The 20,145-nt window shown below is 52.0% G+C and carries 15 protein-coding genes; 13 read left to right on the forward strand and 2 right to left on the reverse strand.

The window, feature by feature from the left end; all coding sequences use genetic code 11:
• Positions 1–122 precede the first annotated feature (122 nt).
• The 12 genes from BQ7364_RS00960 to nagA all read left to right on the forward strand — a co-directional run bounded on the left by BQ7364_RS00960 (position 123) and on the right by nagA (position 13,094).
• Complete coding sequence (locus BQ7364_RS00960) at positions 123–2,108, forward strand: BglG family transcription antiterminator (RefSeq protein ID WP_159432739.1); 1,986 nt, start codon at positions 123–125, stop codon at positions 2,106–2,108.
• 261 nt (positions 2,109–2,369) lie between these two features.
• Positions 2,370–3,233, forward strand: a complete 864-nt coding sequence (gene rapZ / locus BQ7364_RS00965) for an RNase adapter RapZ (protein ID WP_072682970.1) — start codon at positions 2,370–2,372, stop codon at positions 3,231–3,233.
• Entirely contained in the window at positions 3,223–4,194 is a 972-nt protein-coding gene (yvcK, locus tag BQ7364_RS00970) for a gluconeogenesis factor YvcK family protein (RefSeq protein ID WP_072682971.1), read from the forward strand. Before rapZ ends, yvcK begins: the two co-directional genes overlap by 11 nt.
• Before the next feature lie 2 nt (positions 4,195–4,196).
• Positions 4,197–5,156, forward strand: coding sequence for a DNA-binding protein WhiA (whiA, locus tag BQ7364_RS00975; protein ID WP_072682972.1), 960 nt, complete (start codon positions 4,197–4,199; stop codon positions 5,154–5,156).
• A 54-nt stretch (positions 5,157–5,210) separates the two neighbouring features.
• Positions 5,211–5,738 (forward strand): hypothetical protein, encoded by a 528-nt coding sequence (locus BQ7364_RS00980; protein WP_072682973.1) that lies wholly within the window; start codon positions 5,211–5,213, stop codon positions 5,736–5,738.
• Positions 5,739–5,835: 97 nt separating this feature from the next.
• Positions 5,836–6,138 (forward strand): hypothetical protein, encoded by a 303-nt coding sequence (locus BQ7364_RS00985; RefSeq protein WP_072682974.1) that lies wholly within the window; start codon positions 5,836–5,838, stop codon positions 6,136–6,138.
• Positions 6,107–7,021 (forward strand): DUF2156 domain-containing protein, encoded by a 915-nt coding sequence (locus tag BQ7364_RS00990; protein WP_072682975.1) that lies wholly within the window; start codon positions 6,107–6,109, stop codon positions 7,019–7,021. Before BQ7364_RS00985 ends, BQ7364_RS00990 begins: the two co-directional genes overlap by 32 nt.
• On the forward strand, positions 7,018–7,932 hold the full coding sequence (locus tag BQ7364_RS00995) for a GNAT family N-acetyltransferase (RefSeq protein WP_072682976.1): 915 nt from the start codon (positions 7,018–7,020) through the stop codon (positions 7,930–7,932). The genes BQ7364_RS00990 and BQ7364_RS00995 overlap by 4 nt, the downstream gene beginning before the upstream one ends.
• 167 nt (positions 7,933–8,099) lie before the next feature.
• Positions 8,100–8,327 (forward strand): hypothetical protein, encoded by a 228-nt coding sequence (locus BQ7364_RS01000; RefSeq protein ID WP_072682977.1) that lies wholly within the window; start codon positions 8,100–8,102, stop codon positions 8,325–8,327.
• 221 nt (positions 8,328–8,548) lie between these two features.
• Positions 8,549–9,412, forward strand: coding sequence for a helix-turn-helix domain-containing protein (locus BQ7364_RS01005; protein ID WP_234973130.1), 864 nt, complete (start codon positions 8,549–8,551; stop codon positions 9,410–9,412).
• Between the two features lie 69 nt (positions 9,413–9,481).
• Positions 9,482–11,704 (forward strand): FAD-dependent oxidoreductase, encoded by a 2,223-nt coding sequence (locus tag BQ7364_RS01010; RefSeq protein WP_072682979.1) that lies wholly within the window; start codon positions 9,482–9,484, stop codon positions 11,702–11,704.
• Positions 11,705–11,900: 196 nt separating this feature from the next.
• Positions 11,901–13,094, forward strand: a complete 1,194-nt coding sequence (gene nagA / locus BQ7364_RS01015; protein WP_072682980.1) for an N-acetylglucosamine-6-phosphate deacetylase — start codon at positions 11,901–11,903, stop codon at positions 13,092–13,094.
• A 108-nt stretch (positions 13,095–13,202) separates the two neighbouring features.
• Here nagA and BQ7364_RS01020 read toward each other — a convergent pair whose 3' ends face one another.
• Both BQ7364_RS01020 and BQ7364_RS01025 read right to left on the reverse strand, forming a co-directional pair.
• Positions 13,203–17,861: a GGDEF and EAL domain-containing protein gene (locus BQ7364_RS01020; protein WP_072682981.1), complete on the reverse strand. Its 4,659-nt coding sequence runs from the start codon at positions 17,859–17,861 to the stop codon at positions 13,203–13,205.
• A gap of 363 nt (positions 17,862–18,224) precedes the next feature.
• A complete protein-coding gene (locus BQ7364_RS01025) occupies positions 18,225–18,806 on the reverse strand; it encodes an ATP-dependent Clp protease proteolytic subunit (protein WP_072682982.1) in 582 nt (193 codons plus the stop codon).
• A gap of 154 nt (positions 18,807–18,960) precedes the next feature.
• On the opposite strand from BQ7364_RS01025, the gene gap reads away from it, so the two are divergent.
• Complete coding sequence (gene gap / locus BQ7364_RS01030) at positions 18,961–19,971, forward strand: type I glyceraldehyde-3-phosphate dehydrogenase (protein ID WP_072682983.1); 1,011 nt, start codon at positions 18,961–18,963, stop codon at positions 19,969–19,971.
• Positions 19,972–20,145 lie beyond the last annotated feature (174 nt).

A 20,145-nucleotide genomic window follows, 5' to 3' on the forward strand; every position in this document is an offset into this window, starting at 1 on the left:
CTGAGAAGACAGGAATTCCCAAGGCAAAAGGAAAAATTTGGCATAGGATTGCTGACCTGAAAGAAAGCGGCGCAATGCTATAATGAGGAGGAAACAGGCATGAAAAGCAAAGGATGTTGGGCATGAACGCAAATTACCGGCAGCTGTCCCTGCTCTACGAATTTCTTAATCATACGGGACAATATCTGACTTATTCGATGCTGTGCGAACAGATGAACGTCTCCGAGAAAACAATCCATAACGATATTCAGGTGATCAACGATACCATCCGCAAGAATAACCTTCAGATCTGTCTGCGCAAGAACCGGGGATTTCTTCTGCAGGCGCAGGATCCGCGGGTGATCCGGGAGCTGAAAAACCAGTTCCGCTACCGGTTCTACAATGTCTACGATCTTCAGGAGAACTTCAAGCTGCGCATCAACACCATTTTGAAACAGCTTCTGATCAGCGAGGAGTATATCAAGCTGGAGACGATCGCCGATCGGATGTGGCTGAATCCACAGTCGATTTCCCGGGAGATGAAGGAAGTCCGGAAAATGCTGGGCGATTACAATCTGGAACTGATCAGCCGCCCTTACCGGGGGATGAAGATCGAAGGCAACGAAATCAACTACCGATTCTGCTACATGGATTCAATTTGTTACTACAACCACAAGGTAAAGATGATGGACGTGTTTCTGGACGTCGATCACAAGGATCAGATGGAAGGCGAGGAACGCGAGGCGATCGCGAAAATGGTTTCCGATTTGATCTGCACGCGGGAAATGGGGATCAGCGACCTGGAAACCCGGAAATGGATCGTCATGATCATGTTGTCGGAAAAACGCCGGAAAGCCGGTCATTTTGTGAGCTTTTCTGAGGAACAGGCGCAGCTGCTCGATCAATTCCGGCCGCTGTTTCCGTTGGATGATCTGGGTTCGCAGCTGGCAGCGTATTATGGAGAACCACTGCCGCCGCAGGAACAGCGCTTTCAGCTGTTGTTTCTCTTATGCAATCTGGACCTGTCCGATACGGCGATCGAAGAAACCCGATTCGGGCCTTTTTATGATTTGGCAGTCGTCCTGTTTGATAAAATCCGCAGAAAATTCGCCTCTTTAGACATTTTAAACCTCACGGCGATGGAGGCGATGAAGATGGAATTTCTGCGTTTTCTGATCCCGATCGTCGTGCGGATGTCGTTTAAAATCCCGGAAAACAACACGACCTCCGAGCTGGTGCGGATTGCCAAGCAGACGCCAGTTTCCTGTCAGATCGCGATCATCATTCACGATATCATTCAGAACTGGTTCGACTGCGATATCGGCGAGGTCTCGCAATGTCTGATTTCACTGTTCATCTATCGTCAGATCAAGAAGATCGAGAATAAGCGGATGCAGCTGCGGCTGGCCCTGTATCCGGTCGCGAATGTGTTTGTCGGGGAGGCGCTAAAGGAAGCGCTGCTGGAACGGCTGCATTATTATGTCAAATCCGTGGATATTCTAAGAGAGCGGGAACTGGCGGACATTTCTTCGGAAACCGTGGACTTCTTAATCTGCTTTGACGAAAGCGTGCCGGTTTCCGTGTCCTCTTCCATCCCGGTTTTAAAAATTGACTACTATCTCAACAACGATGACTACCAGTCGCTGTATCAGAATATGATTCAGCCGTCGCTGAAATATGAAACGCCGTTCTCGCCGCTGAGCCGGGAGGACGTTTATCTGGACGCCCGTTTTTCCAGTATGGAGGAACTGAAGCAGACGCTGATCAGTTTTTATCTGGAAGAGCTTGACCAGCAGTGGCTGGCTTATTTATTGTATCGGAAATTTCTGCATCTGGACTGGCTGGTATGGGATGAGACGCTGAATATCATTCTGTTTACCTCGGAAAAAAGACGGATGATGACCAAGCTGTTCGATCTTGCGAAACCCTTGCCGGTCAAAAACAAGAAGATCAAACGCATCTATTTTTTCGTGATTCAGACCGGCGGCGACCCGATCCGGTTAAATACGGCGGAAACATTGATCCGGCGGATGACGGAGGGACAGCCCCGGATTCTGAGGGATGAGGCGGGAAGTCTGTTAGATCCGTATGCCTATTATATTCATCACCGCAAGGTTAAAATCAGCTGATCGGGAAGTCGGCCGGGCGTTTCGGGATAAGAAAGCGATAAGGCTACAAGGTTTGATAAGCCGCCGCCATCTTATTGACAAGGAGCCGCCGGATTTTGACTTCTCTTTTTTTGTGAAACAGATGCGCTCCTCAGGAATCTTTTCCGGACTAAACGCTGAAGCTGAAGAAGAAAGTTCTCCGAATAAAAATCGGCATGTTCCCGATTGAGAACCGCCAGGGGCTGTGGTAAAATACAGCTAACAAAACAAGAGGTGATCGAGATGAAGAAAAAGCGTGTAATCCTGGTCAGCGGAATGTCCGGCGCAGGCAAGACGAGCGCGACCAGCGTTTTGGAAGATATGGGTTATCACTGCATCGACCAGTTTCCCGTTCAGCTGTTAAGCCTGTTGGTGGATCTAATTGAAAGCAGTACCGATCCGCGCTATTCCTATCTGGCGCTGGCAACGTCGGCCAAGGATTTCCCGGAGTTCCTGAATGCTTTTGAGGGTGAGGATATGGATGTGCGCGTACTGTTTCTGGACGCATCCAATGATGTGCTGCTGCACCGCTACAAATCCACGCGGCGCACGCATCCGCTGCTGATCTCCAACGTCTGCAATACGCTGGAGGAAGCGATCAGCGTCGAGCGGCAGATGTTTCAGAATTACAAAGACACCGCGTTTCTTTCCGTCGACACGACGTTTTTAAAAGCGTCGGAACTGAAGCAGAAAATCGAGAAGTATTTCTCACTGAGCAGCGCGCCGGTCTTTTCGATCAGCTTCATCTCGTTTGGCTATAAGCACGGCGTCCCGCTGGATGCCGATCTGATGATCGACGTGCGCTTTCTCCCCAATCCCTATTGGGAAGTCGAACTGCGTCCCTACTCCGGCGACGATCCGCAGGTCTACCATTACGTCATGGACAAACCGGAAACCCGGGAATTTATCAAGCGGCTGCTGGAATTTCTCGATTACGCGTTTACCGAATATGTCAAGGAAGGCAAGAATCACTTCACCGTAGCGATTGGCTGTACCGGCGGCCAGCACCGCTCCGTCGCGATCACGAATTTCCTGTATGATCACTATAAGATCCAGTATAACTGCTATAAAGAACATCGCGATAAGCGGGGGCTGGATGAACAATAACCCGTTGAAGGTCGTCGTTATCGGCGGCGGGCATGGCCAGTCGGTCATCCTGCGCGGCATTAAATTCATTCAGGATATTCAAATCTCGGCGATCGTCACCGTGGCGGATGACGGCGGCAGCACCGGACGGCTGCGGCGTCAGTTTCATATCCCCGCGATGGGCGATATCCGCGCGGTGCTGATCGCGCTGGCGGAGTCGGAAACCTTGCTTAAAAATCTGATGGAGTATCGCTTTGAAGGCGATCCGGATCCTGATCAGGAAGATCAGGGCGTCATGGGCCACAACCTCGGCAATCTGATTCTGACCGCCCTGACGCAGAGCTGCGGCAGCTTTCTGGAAAGCATCGGAATTCTTTCCAAGATCCTCAATGTGCGCGGCGATATCATTCCCGCTACTACTCAGGTGATCACGCTGTTCGCCCGGATGGCCGACGGCACGATCGTGCGCGGGGAGTCCAACATTCCCAATATCAATAACCGGATCGACACGGTGTTTTATCAGGAAACCGTCAAGGCCTCCGAGAAGGCAGTTCGGGCGATCCGCGAAGCGGATGTGATCATTTACGGCATCGGCAGCATCTTCACCAGTATCCTGCCGAATCTGATCATTCCGGAGATCGCCGAAGCGATCCGCCAGTCGGACGCTTACGGCGTGTATTTGTGCAACGCGATGAGCCAGCCGGGTGAAACCGACGATTTTACAATGGAGGATCATGTCGACGCACTGGTCCGTCACGGTGCGAAGATCGACGAGGTGCTGGTCGCTCAGGATCCGATCCCGGATGCGGTCCTGAACCGCTATGCGTTAGAAGGCGGAAAGCCTGTCAGCATCCTGCAGCAAGAGCATCCCTATCAGGTTACCCCGGCGCCGCTGCTGGATTTCAGCGACGATTTGGTCCGCCACGACGCCGATAAGATCCGCCGCTGCATGCAGCAGCTGTTAGCGAAAATAAAGGAGTAAGTATGTCGTTTACCACTGAAGTCAAATCCGAAATCGCTCAGAATGAGCTGAAACCCTGCTGCCAGAAGGCGGAGCTTTCCGCGTTGGTGCAGCTGTGTTCGTCGTTAACGATCAACGCTCAGGGCATGTCGTTGATGATCAAGACGGAAAACGCGGCGACGGCAAAACGAATCCTCAAGCTGCTGAAGGAAAATTACGCCGTGGAAACCGATCTGTCGGTCATCAAGAAGATGAATCTGAAAAAAAACAACATCTACCGGCTGCAGGTGCTGAACAAGACGACCGAGATTCTCAACGATCTGGGCCTGTTCACCGATCACGGGCTGCAGAACCACCCGACCCGCAAGCTCGTTCAGAAAGAATGCTGCGCACGGGCTTATCTGGCCGGGGCGTTCATGGCGATGGGTTCAGTCAATTCCCCGCAGAAGACCAATTATCATCTCGAAATTGTAACCAACGACGAAGCTCACGCGCTGTTCATTCAGAAGCTGATGCATAAATTTGATCTGCCGGCCAAGGTGATCGCCCGCCGCACGGCCTTTGTCGTGTATTTGAAAGCGGCCGATAAGATCGCTGATTTCCTGCGCTGCGCCGGCGCGTATGAAGCGCTGATGAAGTTTGAGGATATCCGCATCCACCGCGATTTCCGCAACAACCTGACGCGGCTGGACAACTGCGAGGTTGCCAATGAAATGAAAAGTCAGGCGGCAGCCAAGAAGCAGCTGGAGGATATCGCCCGGATCGAGAAAGCCGGCCGGCTGCGGTTTCTCGATGAAAAGCTGAAAGCTGTGGCCCAGCTGCGCGTGCAGTTCCCGGAGGCCAGTCTGAACGAACTGAGCGCGGAATATGAAAAACAGACGGGGGTTGCCATGTCCAAATCCGGCATGAAGCACCGCTTCGGCAAGCTCCACGAGATCGCGGAGCAGCTTCCCCCAATTTCGGAAATCCAGAATGAATCCTGAAGAATCCGCATAAAAAAAGCCAGGATGTTCCATACTTCTAAGGAGGTGAGGACATTGGCTTTTTTTCTTTTATTAATCCAGCTGGCCGGTTTATCCTGGAATTTAACGTACACCGCGGAAGAATGGAACTGCGATCAGGGGCAGATTACCGTCGTGCTCCACGAACAATCGCTGCCGATTTCCCTGTTTGATGTCGAGCTGACAGACGCCGGGAAAACACGGGCTTGCGAAATTGTGAGTCAGGCGGAAACACTGACGTTGGAAATTGACGATCATGTCGCCCAGACCTCGCCGCTGCCGGTATGGCTGTTTGCGGATGGGGAGCTGGTGCAGCGCTTGTTGATTGAGGAAGGGCTGGCTTCGGTTTCGATCTCCAACCCGGAATACACCTATGCCGCCCAGCTGCAGGCCGCCCAATCTCAGCCGGTGATCGCCCACGGCTCTGTCAATTCAGTCACGGAGTACAGCCGCCGGCGGGGCGAGGTGGGACTGGCGGTGCTGTGCTTTATGACGTCCGGCTTTCTTGTCCTGTGGATTCTTGGCGTCCGTCATGCCCGCCGCCGTCATCCGCAGAGAAGCTGAAGAAATTCTTAAATTTGAGGTTCGGGTTGCAAAACTTTTCTCTTTTGCGGTCAATTAGGATATAATGAAACCGGTGATAAACATGAGATTTCTAACGATGATTTTTACAATCCTGCTGATCATCGCCTTTCTCAGCATGGCCTGGCCGTTTATTCTGGCGATGCTGGCAGTCATGGCGGTCTTGGGGGTCTTTGGCATGTTCAAGATCAGAAAGATGACCAAGACGATGAACGACCAGTGGTCGTCGATGGATCAGAATCAGGATTCGATTTGGATTGACGAACAAACTCAGGACAGCCCGTTTGAACAGCGGGTAGCTCAGCCTGAGGTTTTTGAGGCGGAATACACTGAAAGAAGGACGGATGAGGATGGAAGCCAGTCAGATACAAAGGGACTTTGATCCCGTTACCGTAGACGATTATCCGCTGATCCAGCGCTATTTATCGCTGGCGCAGTATGAAGAAAGCAACCACAACTTGGTCAACATGATCCTGTGGATCGATTCCTATCCGCTGTTTAAGTGCCAGAATGAAAACTGGCTGCTTCTTTTGGGCGTGCACGAAGGCACGTTGTTTATTTACATGCCCTTATGCCGACCGGAATATTTCAAGGAAGCAATTCTGGCAGCCAGAGGCATCTTTGAGCATTATCGGCTGCCGTTTGTGCTGAGCTGCTTCACAAAGGAAGCGGCGCAGTGGTTTGCGGATACGTTTCCCAACACCTGTCTGGAGGAAAACCGCGACAGCGCAGACTATGTCTACTTGTGCGAGAAGTTGAAAACCTTCGCAGGCAAGAAGCTGCAGAAGAAGCGCAATCATCTCAACGCATTCTATAAGGAGTATGCGGGACGCTGGGAATATGAGTCGTTCAACGCGGACAATGTGAAGGAATGTGAAGCGTTTCTGCGGCAGTGGCATGCCGAGGATCCGGATGAATTTCTGCAGGCGGAACGGCGCGGCGTCTTCCGGATTCTGGAATTATTCGGGCAGATTCCTTACCGCGGCGGTCTGATCCGCATCGACGGGAAAGTGAAGGCCTTTGCGGTCGGTTCCTGGTTAAGCGCGCGGATGTGCCAGGAAAACATCGAAAAAGCTGACGACGAGATCCGGGGATTATACCAGGCGATCATGAAGGAATGGCTGGCGCATGAGTTTGATGGAGCCGAGTATGTCAACCGTGAAGACGACATGGGCCATGAGAATATCCGTCAGGCTAAACTGGCGTATCATCCGGAGTTTTTGATCGAGAAGTACCGGATTTGCGGAAAGGAGAATCAGCTATGATCAGCAAGGCGCTGCCGCAGGAAAAAAAGATTGTGTACGGCATCTGGAAGCAGGTGTTTGCCGGCGATGACGGTGGTTATACGGATTATTTCTTCCGCACGCTGTACAAGCCGGAGAATACGCTGGTGCTGAAAGAGTCGGGAAATATCGTATCGACGCTGATGCGGATTCCGCATTCTATAATGTTAGCCGGGCATGTTCTGGAAACGTCGATGATTTTAGGGGTGGCGACGATTCCGTCTTACCGCAAGCGGGGCTGCATGCACGAGCTGATGAACGACGTGCTGGACGAGGTGGAGCACAGGGAGCTGGTGACCTTGATTCAGGCTTACAATCCGTCGATGTATACGCAGTTTGGCTTTGAAATGGTGTATTATCGCCGGCGGTATTCCATCCATCGCTCCCAGATTCCCCTTTGCAGCAACGAGGGCCTGACCTACAAGGTGCAGTCGCAGGATCTGCTCGATGTGTATACGGCGTATGTGCGGCGCTTCGATGGTTTCTATCTGCGGACGAAAGAAGACTTCGATCATCTGCAGGAGGAGTGCAATGCCGAGGGCGGCAAGCTGATCGCCTACTATGATCAGAACAAACAGATTCAGGGCTACGCGTCATTATATCAGACCGCGCAGGGCATCGAGGTGCGCGAGTGTATTTATCTCAACAGCGTCGCGTTGTTCAAATTGTTGAATCTGGCGCTGCAGCTGAAACCGGAGATTATCCTGCATACCACGCAGGACGAGCATCTGGAAAAGATTATTCAGGGCCTCACATGGCAGGACTATGGCTTCACGATGGCGCGGATTAACGATTACGATCTGTTCAACCGGCTGTATGGGAGTGCGGTGACTTCGCCGAAGGAGGCGTTCGCGCTGAGCGGCAAGCCGTTGTTTATGCACGAATACGCATAAAAAAGAATGAAGTACCAAGTTTTAATGATAAGGGTTATCTCGCGATTCTGTCAGGACAGGAAGTAGTTCGCAGAAAAGAGTTATGCCGCGCATGCTGGCGATCCAGCGTTTGAAAAGTCTTGTGGACAGAGATCGTAATCAGAAAGAAGCGAAGGAGGATCCTGCCGATGATTATGGTATTGATCATTGCGTTTTGTTTCTGGTATGGCGGATATGCTTTTAAAAATCCTGAGAAAGTCTGGGAGTACCAGCATTTCCTCACGGTTAAAGATGGAACACCGACTCTATTTTCCATCTATTTTATCAAAGCTTGCGGTATTTTATTGATCATGACTGCCATCGTCATGGTATTCCCTTTTATTGAGGTGATATTGGATAAAACAATATTCAAATGATATTTTTAAGAGTCATTATAAAAATCAGGAACAATGTAAAAACAAAGGCATTGGGTTAAGTCATCGAAACAACTTAACGTAATGCCTTTATTTTACAGTTTACAAACTTTTCAGGGATTCTTCTATATTCCAATCTTGGACTTCGCCAACCTGCGAAGTGAAACCAGAAACGCCCGGAGTACAACGGCGGGTGATTCTATGTTAAGATAGAAATGATCATCATGAAATCAACAAAGAAGGCAGGTGAACGGCGGTGCTTTCGGGGAAGCATCCGCAGAAATATGGTCACAAGCAAGAAGTTTTGCGCTATTTCAGGGATTACCCTGGAGACGCTGCGGCATTATATCGACCTTGGACTTTTAAAACCAGCGAAAGTGCTGGCGAACGGCTACCGGGAATTTTCCATTGATAATGCGGTCGAGGTCTTCTATCTAAGACATGAACGGGGACTGGGGGCGAGTCTGAATCAATTCCATCCCGAAAACGAGGCCGAAAGTCTGGCGGATCAGGATGGGCGCTATCAGGAAAATCTGCTTCAGCTGCAAAAACAAAAAGCATTGCTGGAACGGCAGATTGAGCGTAATATCTATTATCGGAATTTAATTCAGCGCGCGATCCACCAGAAGGGGCAGCCCTTGTATTTGAATGTGCAGCAGCTGTTCAGCCTGAGCTTCCTGGAGTTTTCTCCCGCCAACCTGGACCGCCAGAACGTCTTGAAAATGATCGAAAAATGGATGCAGTTTCCTGAACTGCTGCATCTGGCCTTCCGGATCGATCCAAAGCAGCTGACATCCGATTCTGATATCGTGGAACCGCGTGTCGGATTAGGGATCCGAACCGATTTTGCCAGACAAAACGAACTTCCGTATGCGGAAGCCGAGACCAGCTGCGGCAGCGGAAAAATGGTAATGATTGTTTCGCGCAGTGAAAGCTTAACGCAAATCCCGAAAACGGCGCTGGCCTCTTTGCTGGAATGCACCGATCAACCCATCCGCAAGGAGCTGGTCGGTCGGCTGATCACACGGGTTCAGGAAGACGGCAAACTCTGGTATTATTTCAGCTGCAGTCTGGATTTGGGATCTTGACCCCGTGGTAACCACGGGGTTTATAGTAAGGTCAGATCGATTGTGAAAATATCGACGAGGGAGGAAAATATGAAAAGACTTGGCCTTATCTTGATTTCTCTTTTCATGGTGCTTTCCTGCGCTGCCTGCGGGCAAACGAAGGAAGAAACGAAGAAAGCAGAACTCAAATTCACGGCTGGAAGCTATACGGCTTCAGCACAGGGCTACAACGGGGAAGTGTCGATTGAAGCGACTTTCTCAGAAAACGCAATTACGGACATTCAGATTCAAGAACAGAAGGAAACGGCGCATGTCGGCGATGTCGCTTATCCCATTTTGATTGAGGATATCCTGGCAGCCAACGGCACGGGGGTTGACGTTGTCAGCGGGGCGACCTTTACGAGCATCGCTTTGAAGAACGCGGTCAACGCAGCGGCGGAAGCGGCGGGCGCTTCTGATCTGGACGCCTTTAAGAAGAACACCGTAGAACATGCGGCGCAGGAAGAAATTACAGGGACCTGGGACGTCGTCATCGTCGGCGCCGGCGGAGCAGGCATGATGGCCGCCGCGCAGGCAGCCCAAAACGGGGACACGGTTCTGGTATTGGAAAAGAACGCGGAAATGGGCGGAAATACGTTAGTTTCCGGCGGCGCTTATCAGTCGACCTTTGACGCTGTTGTCTGGGATCCGGCCAATCCGGATGCGACGACCGGCGAATACAATGGCGAAACCTACGAAAAAGTTAAAAATGACGCGGGACGGATTGACACGCTGAAAACGATTCTGAACTGGTCGGAAGAACCGTTTGACGGAACGATCGACGACGAACATCCGTTTGTCGCGGGCGATATTGCGCTGAATGCGGTGCGCGGCGTCCATGAGGAATACCTGCCGACGCTGAAAGCGCTGAAAGAAGAAATCCGGGCTTATCTGGATTGGGCCCAGCCGCAGCTGGATGCGGGCGTCCATGAAACAAAGCTGACGTTGTTCTCCACGATCAACCTGCATATCTTCCAGACATATTATGGCGGCTTGCGTCCTAACCGGGAGAATACGGAATGGATTTACGGCGATGAAAAGCTGGTGCGTCAGTTTGTCGAAGGTGGTCAGGAAATTAAAGACTGGCTGGAAGCTCAGGGAGCTTCGATTGATCAAAGCCGTGCCTTTACGTTAATCGGATGCTTGTGGCAGCGTGAAAACGCAGTCAATGGCGGCACGGTTGACGGCGAATTCTATGAAGGCAAGTGGGGCGGATATTTCGCGGTCCCGGCCAATACGGTTTTAAAAGCGAACGAAGCGAATAAAATTATGACCCGCACGACGGCGAACGAATTGATCACGGATGAATCCGGGCGCGTTACCGGCGTGAAGGCGACGCAGTTTGACGGAACTCCGGTCACAGTCATGGCCAACAAGGGCGTCATTCTGGCGACCGGCGGCTATGGCGCGAATATTGAGATGGTCCAGAAGACAAATGATTACTGGAAAGATGAATTCATTGCCAACAATATCGGGACAACCAATCGTTCGAGTCTGAAGGGCGACGGCACGACGATGGGTCAGGCTGTTGGTGCAGCGACAATCGGTGAAGGCTGGACACAGATGATGCCGTTAGGCTGGGTTGATAATGGAAATCTGGCTGGCGGCGCCGGCGAGAATGTCATTTACGTCAATCCGGAAACGGGCAAGCGGTATGTCGATGAATCCGCGGAACGCGACGTTCTGTCAGAAGGCGGCTTTGAAAACGGAATGAGCGAAGCAAAAGCAAAGGAACTGGGATTAAAATATGTACCGGGGATCTACGTTGAAATTTCCAATGTGGGAACAACGGCCGGCACCGGCGGTTTCAACAACATTCCTGAAGATGTTGAAGGCCGGATGATTTTCAGAACGGTGGAAGAAACCGCGGAATTGATCGGCTGCGACGCGGAAACGCTGCGGCAGACAATTCTGGATTACGATAACTACGTCATGGGCGTTGCCGATACGCTGGACGTGGAGAAGCTTTCGTATCGCGGAACTGTCGGTCAGGTCGAAATGGACGACGAAGGCAATTATCTGCCGGATACGTACAAGCTGGACATGATCCGGGTTCGTTTCCTGGCTCCTTCTACACATCACACGATGGGCGGATTGAGGGTCGATACCGATCGCCGCGTCCTGAATGAAAACGGCGAAGCGATCAAGGGATTGTATGCGGCAGGCGAAGTTACCGGCGGCTTCCATTCAGGAAATCGTCTGGGCGGCAACGCAATCACGGAGATCATCGTTTCCGGACGCATTGCCGGAAACAGCGCTTCCAACGAGAAATAAAGAACATCAGGCAAACATGGTGAATCCTCTTATCGAGGGCTCGCCATGTTTTTGTTTTCAGAGGTGATTGTATCCTTCCTTTCTCGCAGGACATGCGGCGGTCTTGACAAACGAAGGCAAAGAAATTTTTTCTATTAAAAAGCATTGAAGTCCCACCTTGTTCCATAGACTACAAGAAAGGAAGGTGGAATGATTTATGAAAAGTATTCACAGTCATCACATCGTCACGGAAACTGAAGTCGTCGACGGATGGCTGACGATTGACGACGAAGGCCGAATTGCGGCGATCGGCGATACACCCGTGGGCACACGGATAGAGGAGGTCCAGGACGACTGGCTTTTACCCGGTTTGATCGATCCTCATCTGCATGGCTTTATGGGCTGGAACGCCTCGAAAACAACCGATGAAACGCAGATCCTCCACATGGCCGATGCACTGTTGTGGGCGGGAGTGACAGCCTTTGTACCTTCCTGCATTTCCTCCCCGGTGATGCTGGAAAACGTCCGCGCGCTGCATGAGGCGAGAATCCATCAGCGGCAGGGGGCTGAAATTTTGGGCCTATATATGGAAGGGCCGTTTTACAACCCGGAGTATAACGGCGGGACGCCCGTGCAGTATTTCCAGAAGCCTTCGGTTGATCAGGCCCTGCGGTTTTATGAAGCCGCTGGCGGCGATTTAATCAGTCTGGGTCTGGCTCCGGAACTGCCGGGAGCGATGGAGGTCATCACGGTTTTAAATCAGAAAGGCGTGCGGGTCGGCATTGCGCATACCGGGGCCGACTATGATCAGACGATGGCCGCGATTGACGCCGGCTGTCAGATGGCGACGCATTCTTTCAACGCGATGCGCGGATTACATCATCGGGAAGTTGGCGTGACCGGCGCGATTCTTCTGGATCCGCGGATATACAATGAAATCAACTGCGATTTCATCCACGTCTGTCCGCAGATGATTGAAATTCTGCTGAAGATGAAACCGTGGGATAAGATTTTGATGATGACTGACAGCGACAGTCTGACCGGCATGCCGCCGGGCACGTATCAGATCGGTGAGACCCCGGAAACGCTGGAATCGAACGGGAAAATTCATTTGCCGGACGGCACGATCTACGGCAGCGGACGGCTGCTTCTGCAGGACGTGTTCAACCTGATCGACACTCTGAAAATTCCAGTGCCGGAAGCGGTGGCCATGGCGTCGCTGAACGCTGCGCGGTTCCTGAACGTCGACGACCGGCTGGGTTCGCTCAAGGTGGGAAAGCAGGCCGACTTCATCATCGTCGACCCATTGCACCAATGCCGCGCGACATTTAAAAAAGGGGTGCAGGTTTGCGGCCGCGATCAGCGCAATACGCTGGTCAATCCGGAGTTTATGAATCTGAAAATCGCATAGAAAAAAAGAGAACGTTTTGGTTGGAAAGCAGGGCGTTCTCTTTCTATCTGGTTTGAATGCGGAGTAAGAAAGATCGGCCATTCCTCTCTTTCACCTCTGAAAATCAAATTATTCCCAATTCTTATTGAATAACGTGCGGAAATCACCCACCGGCATCGGCTTGCCATAGAAATACCCTTGCCCCAGACTGCATCCCAGCTGCCGCAGTTTATCCCGCTGCGCTTCAGTTTCGACCCCTTCGGCGATGACGCTGACCCCCAGCTGATGACACATGGAAATAATGCTGGCAACGATGATCTGATTCTGCGCGGAATCGACCAGTCCCTGAATCAGACTGCGGTCCAGTTTCAGGACGTCGAAATCCGCAACCGTCAACATGCTTAAATTGGTGTATTTTGTCCCGAAATCATCCAGGGAAATTCGCAGATGCAACCGTTTCAACGATTGAATGACCGTGCGCAGCGTTTCCTTTTCAATTTCACCGACTGTTTCAGTGATTTCAATTTCAATTAACGAAGGATCGAAATCATAGCGCGATAAAATTTTCTCCACCTCCAGCGCCATGTTTTCTTCCAACAAGGTCAGGCGTGAGAAATTTAACGACAACACCGCGGCATTCCGGCTCTGCCGCTGCCGGCGCTGCTGCATCTGGCAGACCTCGTCGAGGACAAACAAATCAATGACCCGAATCAGATGTTCGTTTTCCAGCACCGGGACAAAGCGCGCGGGCGGAATCACACCCATCTGCGGATGCAGATAGCGGATCAAGGCTTCCCCACCCAGGATCCGTCCGCTTTCCAAGTCGGCTTTTGGCTGGATATAGACGGTGAACCGGTTTTCTTTGAGCGCCTCCATCAGCTGTTGATAGGTCTCCGGCCGGTAATGCTTGGACAGATTGTAAGTCGTTTTATAATAATTCTGCTTGGCGATATACATCAGCTGATCGGCATGATTCATTAAGGCGCTGACGTCCGGCTCGTCCCCGCTCCAGCTGCTGCCCATTGACACGCCGTTGACAATGATCGTAAACGCGTTTTTCAGCCGGGCCAGCCGCTGCTGGAATTCCGCGTGCGAAATATTCTCGTAGACAGCAATGAATTCGTCGCCGCCTAAGCGGAATAACTGCTCCGGCCGGGCATGCAGATTCAGAATCCGCGCCAGTTCGATCAGGACCTGATCGCCATAGTGATGCCCATACAGCTCGTTGAGCTGCTTCAGCCCGTTGACGTCGCAGACCAGAACGCCCGCCTGCGATAAGGGATGCCGCTGCCAATGCTGGAGCTGCTCGACATACCGGTTGCGGTTGCCCAGCCCCGTCAGCGGATCGTGATAGCTCATAAACCGCAGCTGTTCCACCGCCTGATATTTAAGCAGTTCACTGACCAAAAAGGCGATCAGCGATTCCGCAAAGCTTAAATCCTGTCCCTGCGCCGACGGATTGACGATGGCGCAGCAGCCGATAATCTTCTCCTGGGAAAGCAGCGGCACCGCAAGCAGCGACCGCACACCCAGCCGTAAAAACGTGCGCACCAGTTCGGCGTTCTGACTCTTCAAGGCGTCGATATCCACTAAGACATAGGCGTCGTGCGCATGAAAATAGGTGTACCCCGGTTCCAGCAGCACTTCCGCCAGATTGTTCCAGACTTCCTTGAACGAAGGCAGCGGCGTCTTCATCCACTCGTAAACCGGAGGCGTTTCCTGCAAAAAGCTGAGCACGACCCGCTCCGCCGCGTAATAGCGGCCGATACCGGTCAGGCTTTCCTCTATCGCCAGACTGACGGAATCCGCGTCGACGATCTGGCGCACATGTTCAAGCAGCGCGTTGCCGCGCTCCAGCTGCAATGACAGTTCCTTGCTTAAATGATTGTGTTCAGCGATATCCATCGCAAATTCCATCCGCGCAGTCCGGCCCTGCCACTGGATCAATTTATCTTTGACGATGAAATCCCGGTTCATCAGCTCGTTGGTATGCTCCCAGACATAATATTCGTTGAATTTCAGCTTGTCGTTGGTGCAGAACGGACACGGCGTATCGCGGCCCTGCAGCACCTTATAACATTTCTTGCCGATGTAGTCGTCGATGATATTGAGATCTTCTTTGATCGTCCGGTTGATGAATAACAATTCGTAAGTCTTTGGATCGCTGACATAGATCACGTCGTTTAATTCCTCAAGCAGCTGCGAGGTCAGATGTTCTTCCAGCCCCGGCGCTGCTGCGATCACCGGCATTTCCGTGCGCAGCTCGTCGATTTCGGTACTGTTGACCGTCCAGCTTTCCTGCTTCATCGAAGGCAGGTAAAACTGCACCTGATTCTTGCCCTGACGTTTGGATTGATAGAGCGCGATGTCTGCGTTCTGGTAGAGCTGATAGAAATAAGTTCCGTCCTTGGCATAGAAAGAAACGCCGATGCTGCAGGAAACGCTGTCGTCAAACAACGCCGCCAGCTTTTGACACAGCTGTCCTGCTTTTTCCCGTACGATCTGTTCCGTCTTGCAGTTTTTCATCAGAATCGCGAATTCATCGCCGCCGATCCGGCCCAAAACATCATCGCCGCGGAAAACCTCGCGGATCTGCCGGGCAATTCGGGAAAGCACCTGATCACCATAGAGATGGCCGAAGGTATCGTTAATTTTTTTAAACTCGTCGATATCCAGAACCAACAGCGCGTGCATTGCCTGGGGATCGTTTTCCAGCACCGACTGAATCTGAGCTTCAGAGGAGCCTTTGTTCAATAAGCCGGTCAGCGAATCCCGCTGGGATTGATATTGCAGGATCAGCTCATGTTTCTTTTCTTTATCAATATCGCGGATAAAAAACAACACCTTCAGATGCTGGGTCGCCGGATCCTGAATGATATGCGCAGTCGTTTCCACCCATACCATCTGGCGTTTTTCCGACAACCGGCGATATTGCAGCGTGATTTCCCGCTGTTCCTGATTAAACGCGGCTTTCAAAGCGTCCCGGCTGAACGTCGAAAGAAACGTCGGACGGTCGTCGGGATGGATCTGCTGCCGGGCGATGCGGCGCTGGAACTGATCGTAAGGCGTCCGCAGCGCGTCGTCGATCAAAAAGCCCCAGTCGCCGCTGATTTTTTCCACAAGATTGTCGCACAGATTGATCTCAATCATCAGACAGGCGCCGGCCGCGATGGCCTTGCGGTACTGCTGCTCCTTGGCGTAAGCCAGTTCGGCATCTTTCTGCAGCGTGATGTCTTCAATGATGCCGACGGCCTGTTCCGTCTGCCCAAACTCGTCGGGCAGCGTGACCAGCGTTAGCTGCGACCAGTGCACGATGTTGTCCTGATTGCGGTTTTTAATAATGCAGCTTACGCGTTCCTCTCCCTGACGCAGCCGGTGAATCATCGCGAGGAAAGATTCCCCGAAGGGCGGCAGGATCAGTCCGCGGTCGATAAAATATTCCGGATTGACGGCGGTGTCTGGAAAATTGTAGCGGGCGCAGGCTTGCGGCGTACCGAGAATCTGATTGGTTTTAAAGTCATAATCAAACAGCACGCAGCCGACCTGTTCAAGAGCTTTCGTCATCCTCTGCTCGTTGATCGCGATATTCATTTCCCGCTGCTTGCCCTCGGTGATGTCGAGCACAACGCAGTTGATCGTCTGGACGCTGCCGGTCAGCGCGAAAGAAGCATAGACCATCAGAAATAAAATGCCGGTTTTTGTCGGAACCCGCAGCTGATAGTGCAAGCCGGGCAAGCCGGCGGTGAAGGCTTCTTTGATCTGGGCTAAAACGGCGTTTCGGTCATCGGGATGAACCATCCGGATCCATTCGTTTTGATAACGCTGACGGATTTCATCTTCCGAAGTCTGAAGCAGCTGATAAAACCGGCGGTTGCCGTAAAGCAGGGTCTGCGCGTCGTCGAGCTGAAGCAGGCAGATTCCACCCGGCAGATTGTCCGTTAACATCGCCATCTCATCGTTGCGTTGGCGCAGCTGACGAATCTGCGTCTCCAATTCAGCCTGACGTTCTTTCACAGCGTGGATATCGGCAAATCGAAGCAGGATCGCAATGCGGCCCTGATCTGTCAGAAAGCGGTAGCCCTGACATTGCCGCCACAAAGCCGTTCTGTCCCTGCGCACAAACCGCAGAGGCATCTGAAATTCATCGCCATGCTGAAACGCGTCTTCACATTGGGTTTTCATCGTTCCGACATCGTCGGGAACCAGGATCAGATCAAGCTGATTCCGACAATGAGCATAGAATTCTTCGTAGGTGAATCCGAGTTGCTTCAGCAGCGGGGAACTGATATAAAACAACGGCATGTTGGCTTCCAGATACACACCGGCCATCTCCGCCTGCAGCGCCGGTTCCGCCATTGTGAACAGCCGCGGATGGGCAGTGAAAAGTTGCGGCTGCGGCGAGAAGACCCGCGAGGCAGGCAGATCGAGGTCCAGCCGCACATAGACGGGCCGGGGTAGTTCTTCCAACGTTGCCCGCAGCTGCAGACAGGCGGTCTTCCCGTCGGGATAGTCCAGCTCAAAGGCGGCGAACAGGGCGCAGAGATGGGGCTGTTCGCGCAGGACTTCCAGACTGATCCAGCGGATCTGCACAGGCGGGAGGGTCTGTTTATAGTAGCGGTTTAACGACAAAAGCAGATCGTCGCGGCCGGCAATCATGTCCGGATAGAGCCCGCGGCAGATCAGCGCTTCGCTCAACGCTTCCTTCAATGCCGGCCAATCCCGGCAAAGAAAGACGGCGTCCACTAATTGTTCAAAGGCTTCGCGTAATTTAACTGTATTTTTTTCCATGATCGGTTTGCCTCATTTTCGATATCCGTGCGAGTTTGATTCTCATTTAATAATATAAGGATAGCATAACCCCGGGGCAAAAACCAGCGCGGGGTCAGCGCGGACAGCGAATTTTCGGGAGCGGCAGGGGGCGGATAAAAAAACGGGCAGACTGAGGGTGGGCAAACCGGTCTTGAGCGGCAAAGTTTCACTTCACTCGCCTTGAATTCAAACGATGGGAAAACAGGCGGAAATCAGTCGGATTGAAGGAAGCGGCAAGAACCGGCCATAACATAAAAAAAACGTCCGCAGAGAACCTGCGGGCGATTTAAGAGCTCGGTGGATGGGAAACGGGGATTGGAAATTCGTGCAATCTTCGCAGCGCTATTTTTGTTTATGCACCAGATCGTCGATCAAACCGTAATTCTTTGCCTCTTCGGCGCTGAAGTAGCGGTCGCGGTCGCTGTCTTCGCTGATTTCCCGCAGACTGCGGCCGGTGTCGCCGGCTAACAGTGTATTTAAGCGCTGGCGGATCTGCAGGATATGCTCGGCGGCAATCTTGACGTCGGCGGCCTGTCCCTGGACGCCGCCCAGGGGCTGGTGAATCATGATCTCACTGTTGGGCAGGGCATAGCGCTTGCCGCGGGTTCCTCCGGCTAACAGGACGGCGGCCATACTGGCAGCCATGCCCATGCAGATCGTCGATACGTCGCAGCGGATCAGCCGCATCGTATCGTAAATCGCCAGCCCGGCGCTGACGCTGCCGCCGGGGGAATTAATATACAGCTGGATATCCTGAGACGAACGCGAGGCCAGGTATAACAGCTGCGCGCACAGGCTGCCGGATACCGTGTCGTCAATCGGCGAGGTCAATAAAATGATCCGCTCCTTCAACAGACAGGAGATCAGATCGTAAGCCCGTTCGCTGCGGGCGGACTGTTCAATAATCGTAGGAATTAAGGTCATGGAGAAGACTCCTTTCCTTTTACAGTATGCCAGAATTCAGCGGATCAATACCTCGATGAAAAAAAATTGTAAAACCGTCAAGTGAAGTCATTCACAATTGACATTTTATGCCTTAAACACTATAATTAAGTCGTGTCATAAGGAGGTCTATAAAATGACAGTAAAAGTTGCGATTAATGGTTTTGGACGCATCGGACGTCTTGCTTTCCGCCAGATGTTTGTAGCCGAAGGTTATGAAGTTGTAGCCATCAACGATCTGACAAGCCCTAGAATGTTAGCTCATCTGTTGAAATATGATTCAGCTCAGGGCCCTTTCACAGGACATACGGTTGAAGCGAAGGAATCTTCGATCGTTGTCGACGGACACGAAATCGAAATCTATGCGAAGGCTGACGCGAAAGAACTGCCTTGGGGAGAACTGGGCGTTGACGTCGTTCTGGAATGCACAGGCTTCTATACATCGAAGGCAAAGGCTTCCGCTCATATCGAAGCCGGCGCGAAGAAAGTCGTCATTTCCGCTCCTGCCGGAAACGATCTGCCGACGGTTGTCTTCGGCGTTAACGAAGGCGTTCTGACAAAGGAAGACACCGTAATTTCCGCGGCTTCCTGCACCACGAACTGCTTAGCTCCAATGGCGAACACATTGAACAAATACGCTCCGATCGTCAGCGGCATCATGACGACAGTTCATGCTTACACAGGCGATCAGATGACTCTGGACGGCCCTCAGCGTAAAGGTGATCTGCGTCGTGCTCGCGCGGCTGCGATCAACATCGTTCCAAACAGCACCGGCGCTGCCAAAGCAATCGGTCTGGTTATCCCGGAACTGAACGGCAAGCTGATCGGCTCTGCTCAGCGTGTACCGGTTCCGACAGGCTCCACAACGCTGCTGGTTGCGGTTGTTAAGGGCAAAGATGTTACGAAAGAAGGCATCAACGCTGCGATGAAGGCTGCTTCCAACCCGTCTTTCGGATATACGGAAGAAGAACTGGTTTCCAGCGATATCATCGGTATCACTTATGGTTCTCTGTTCGATGCAACACAGACCATGGTTACCAAGATTGACGACGATACTTATCAGGTTCAGGTTGTTTCCTGGTACGATAACGAGAACAGCTACACAAGCCAGATGGTTCGTACAATCAAATACTTCGCTGAACTGTAAGAGCGAAAGTCAAAGGCATAAAGAAAGCGGCTTTTCCAAAGTCGCTTTTTTTTGCGCTTTTTTGTGGAAAAAAATAAAAATTTGACAGGAAATCCCCGGTAAAAACGGACTTTGCGGTCCACAGCGGTTGACAATCGGAGTGAAAACAGGGATGATATTAATGGATTTTTATGG

Source organism: Holdemania sp. Marseille-P2844, assembly GCF_900120005.1.
GTDB lineage: Bacteria > Bacillota_I > Bacilli_A > Erysipelotrichales > Erysipelotrichaceae > Holdemania.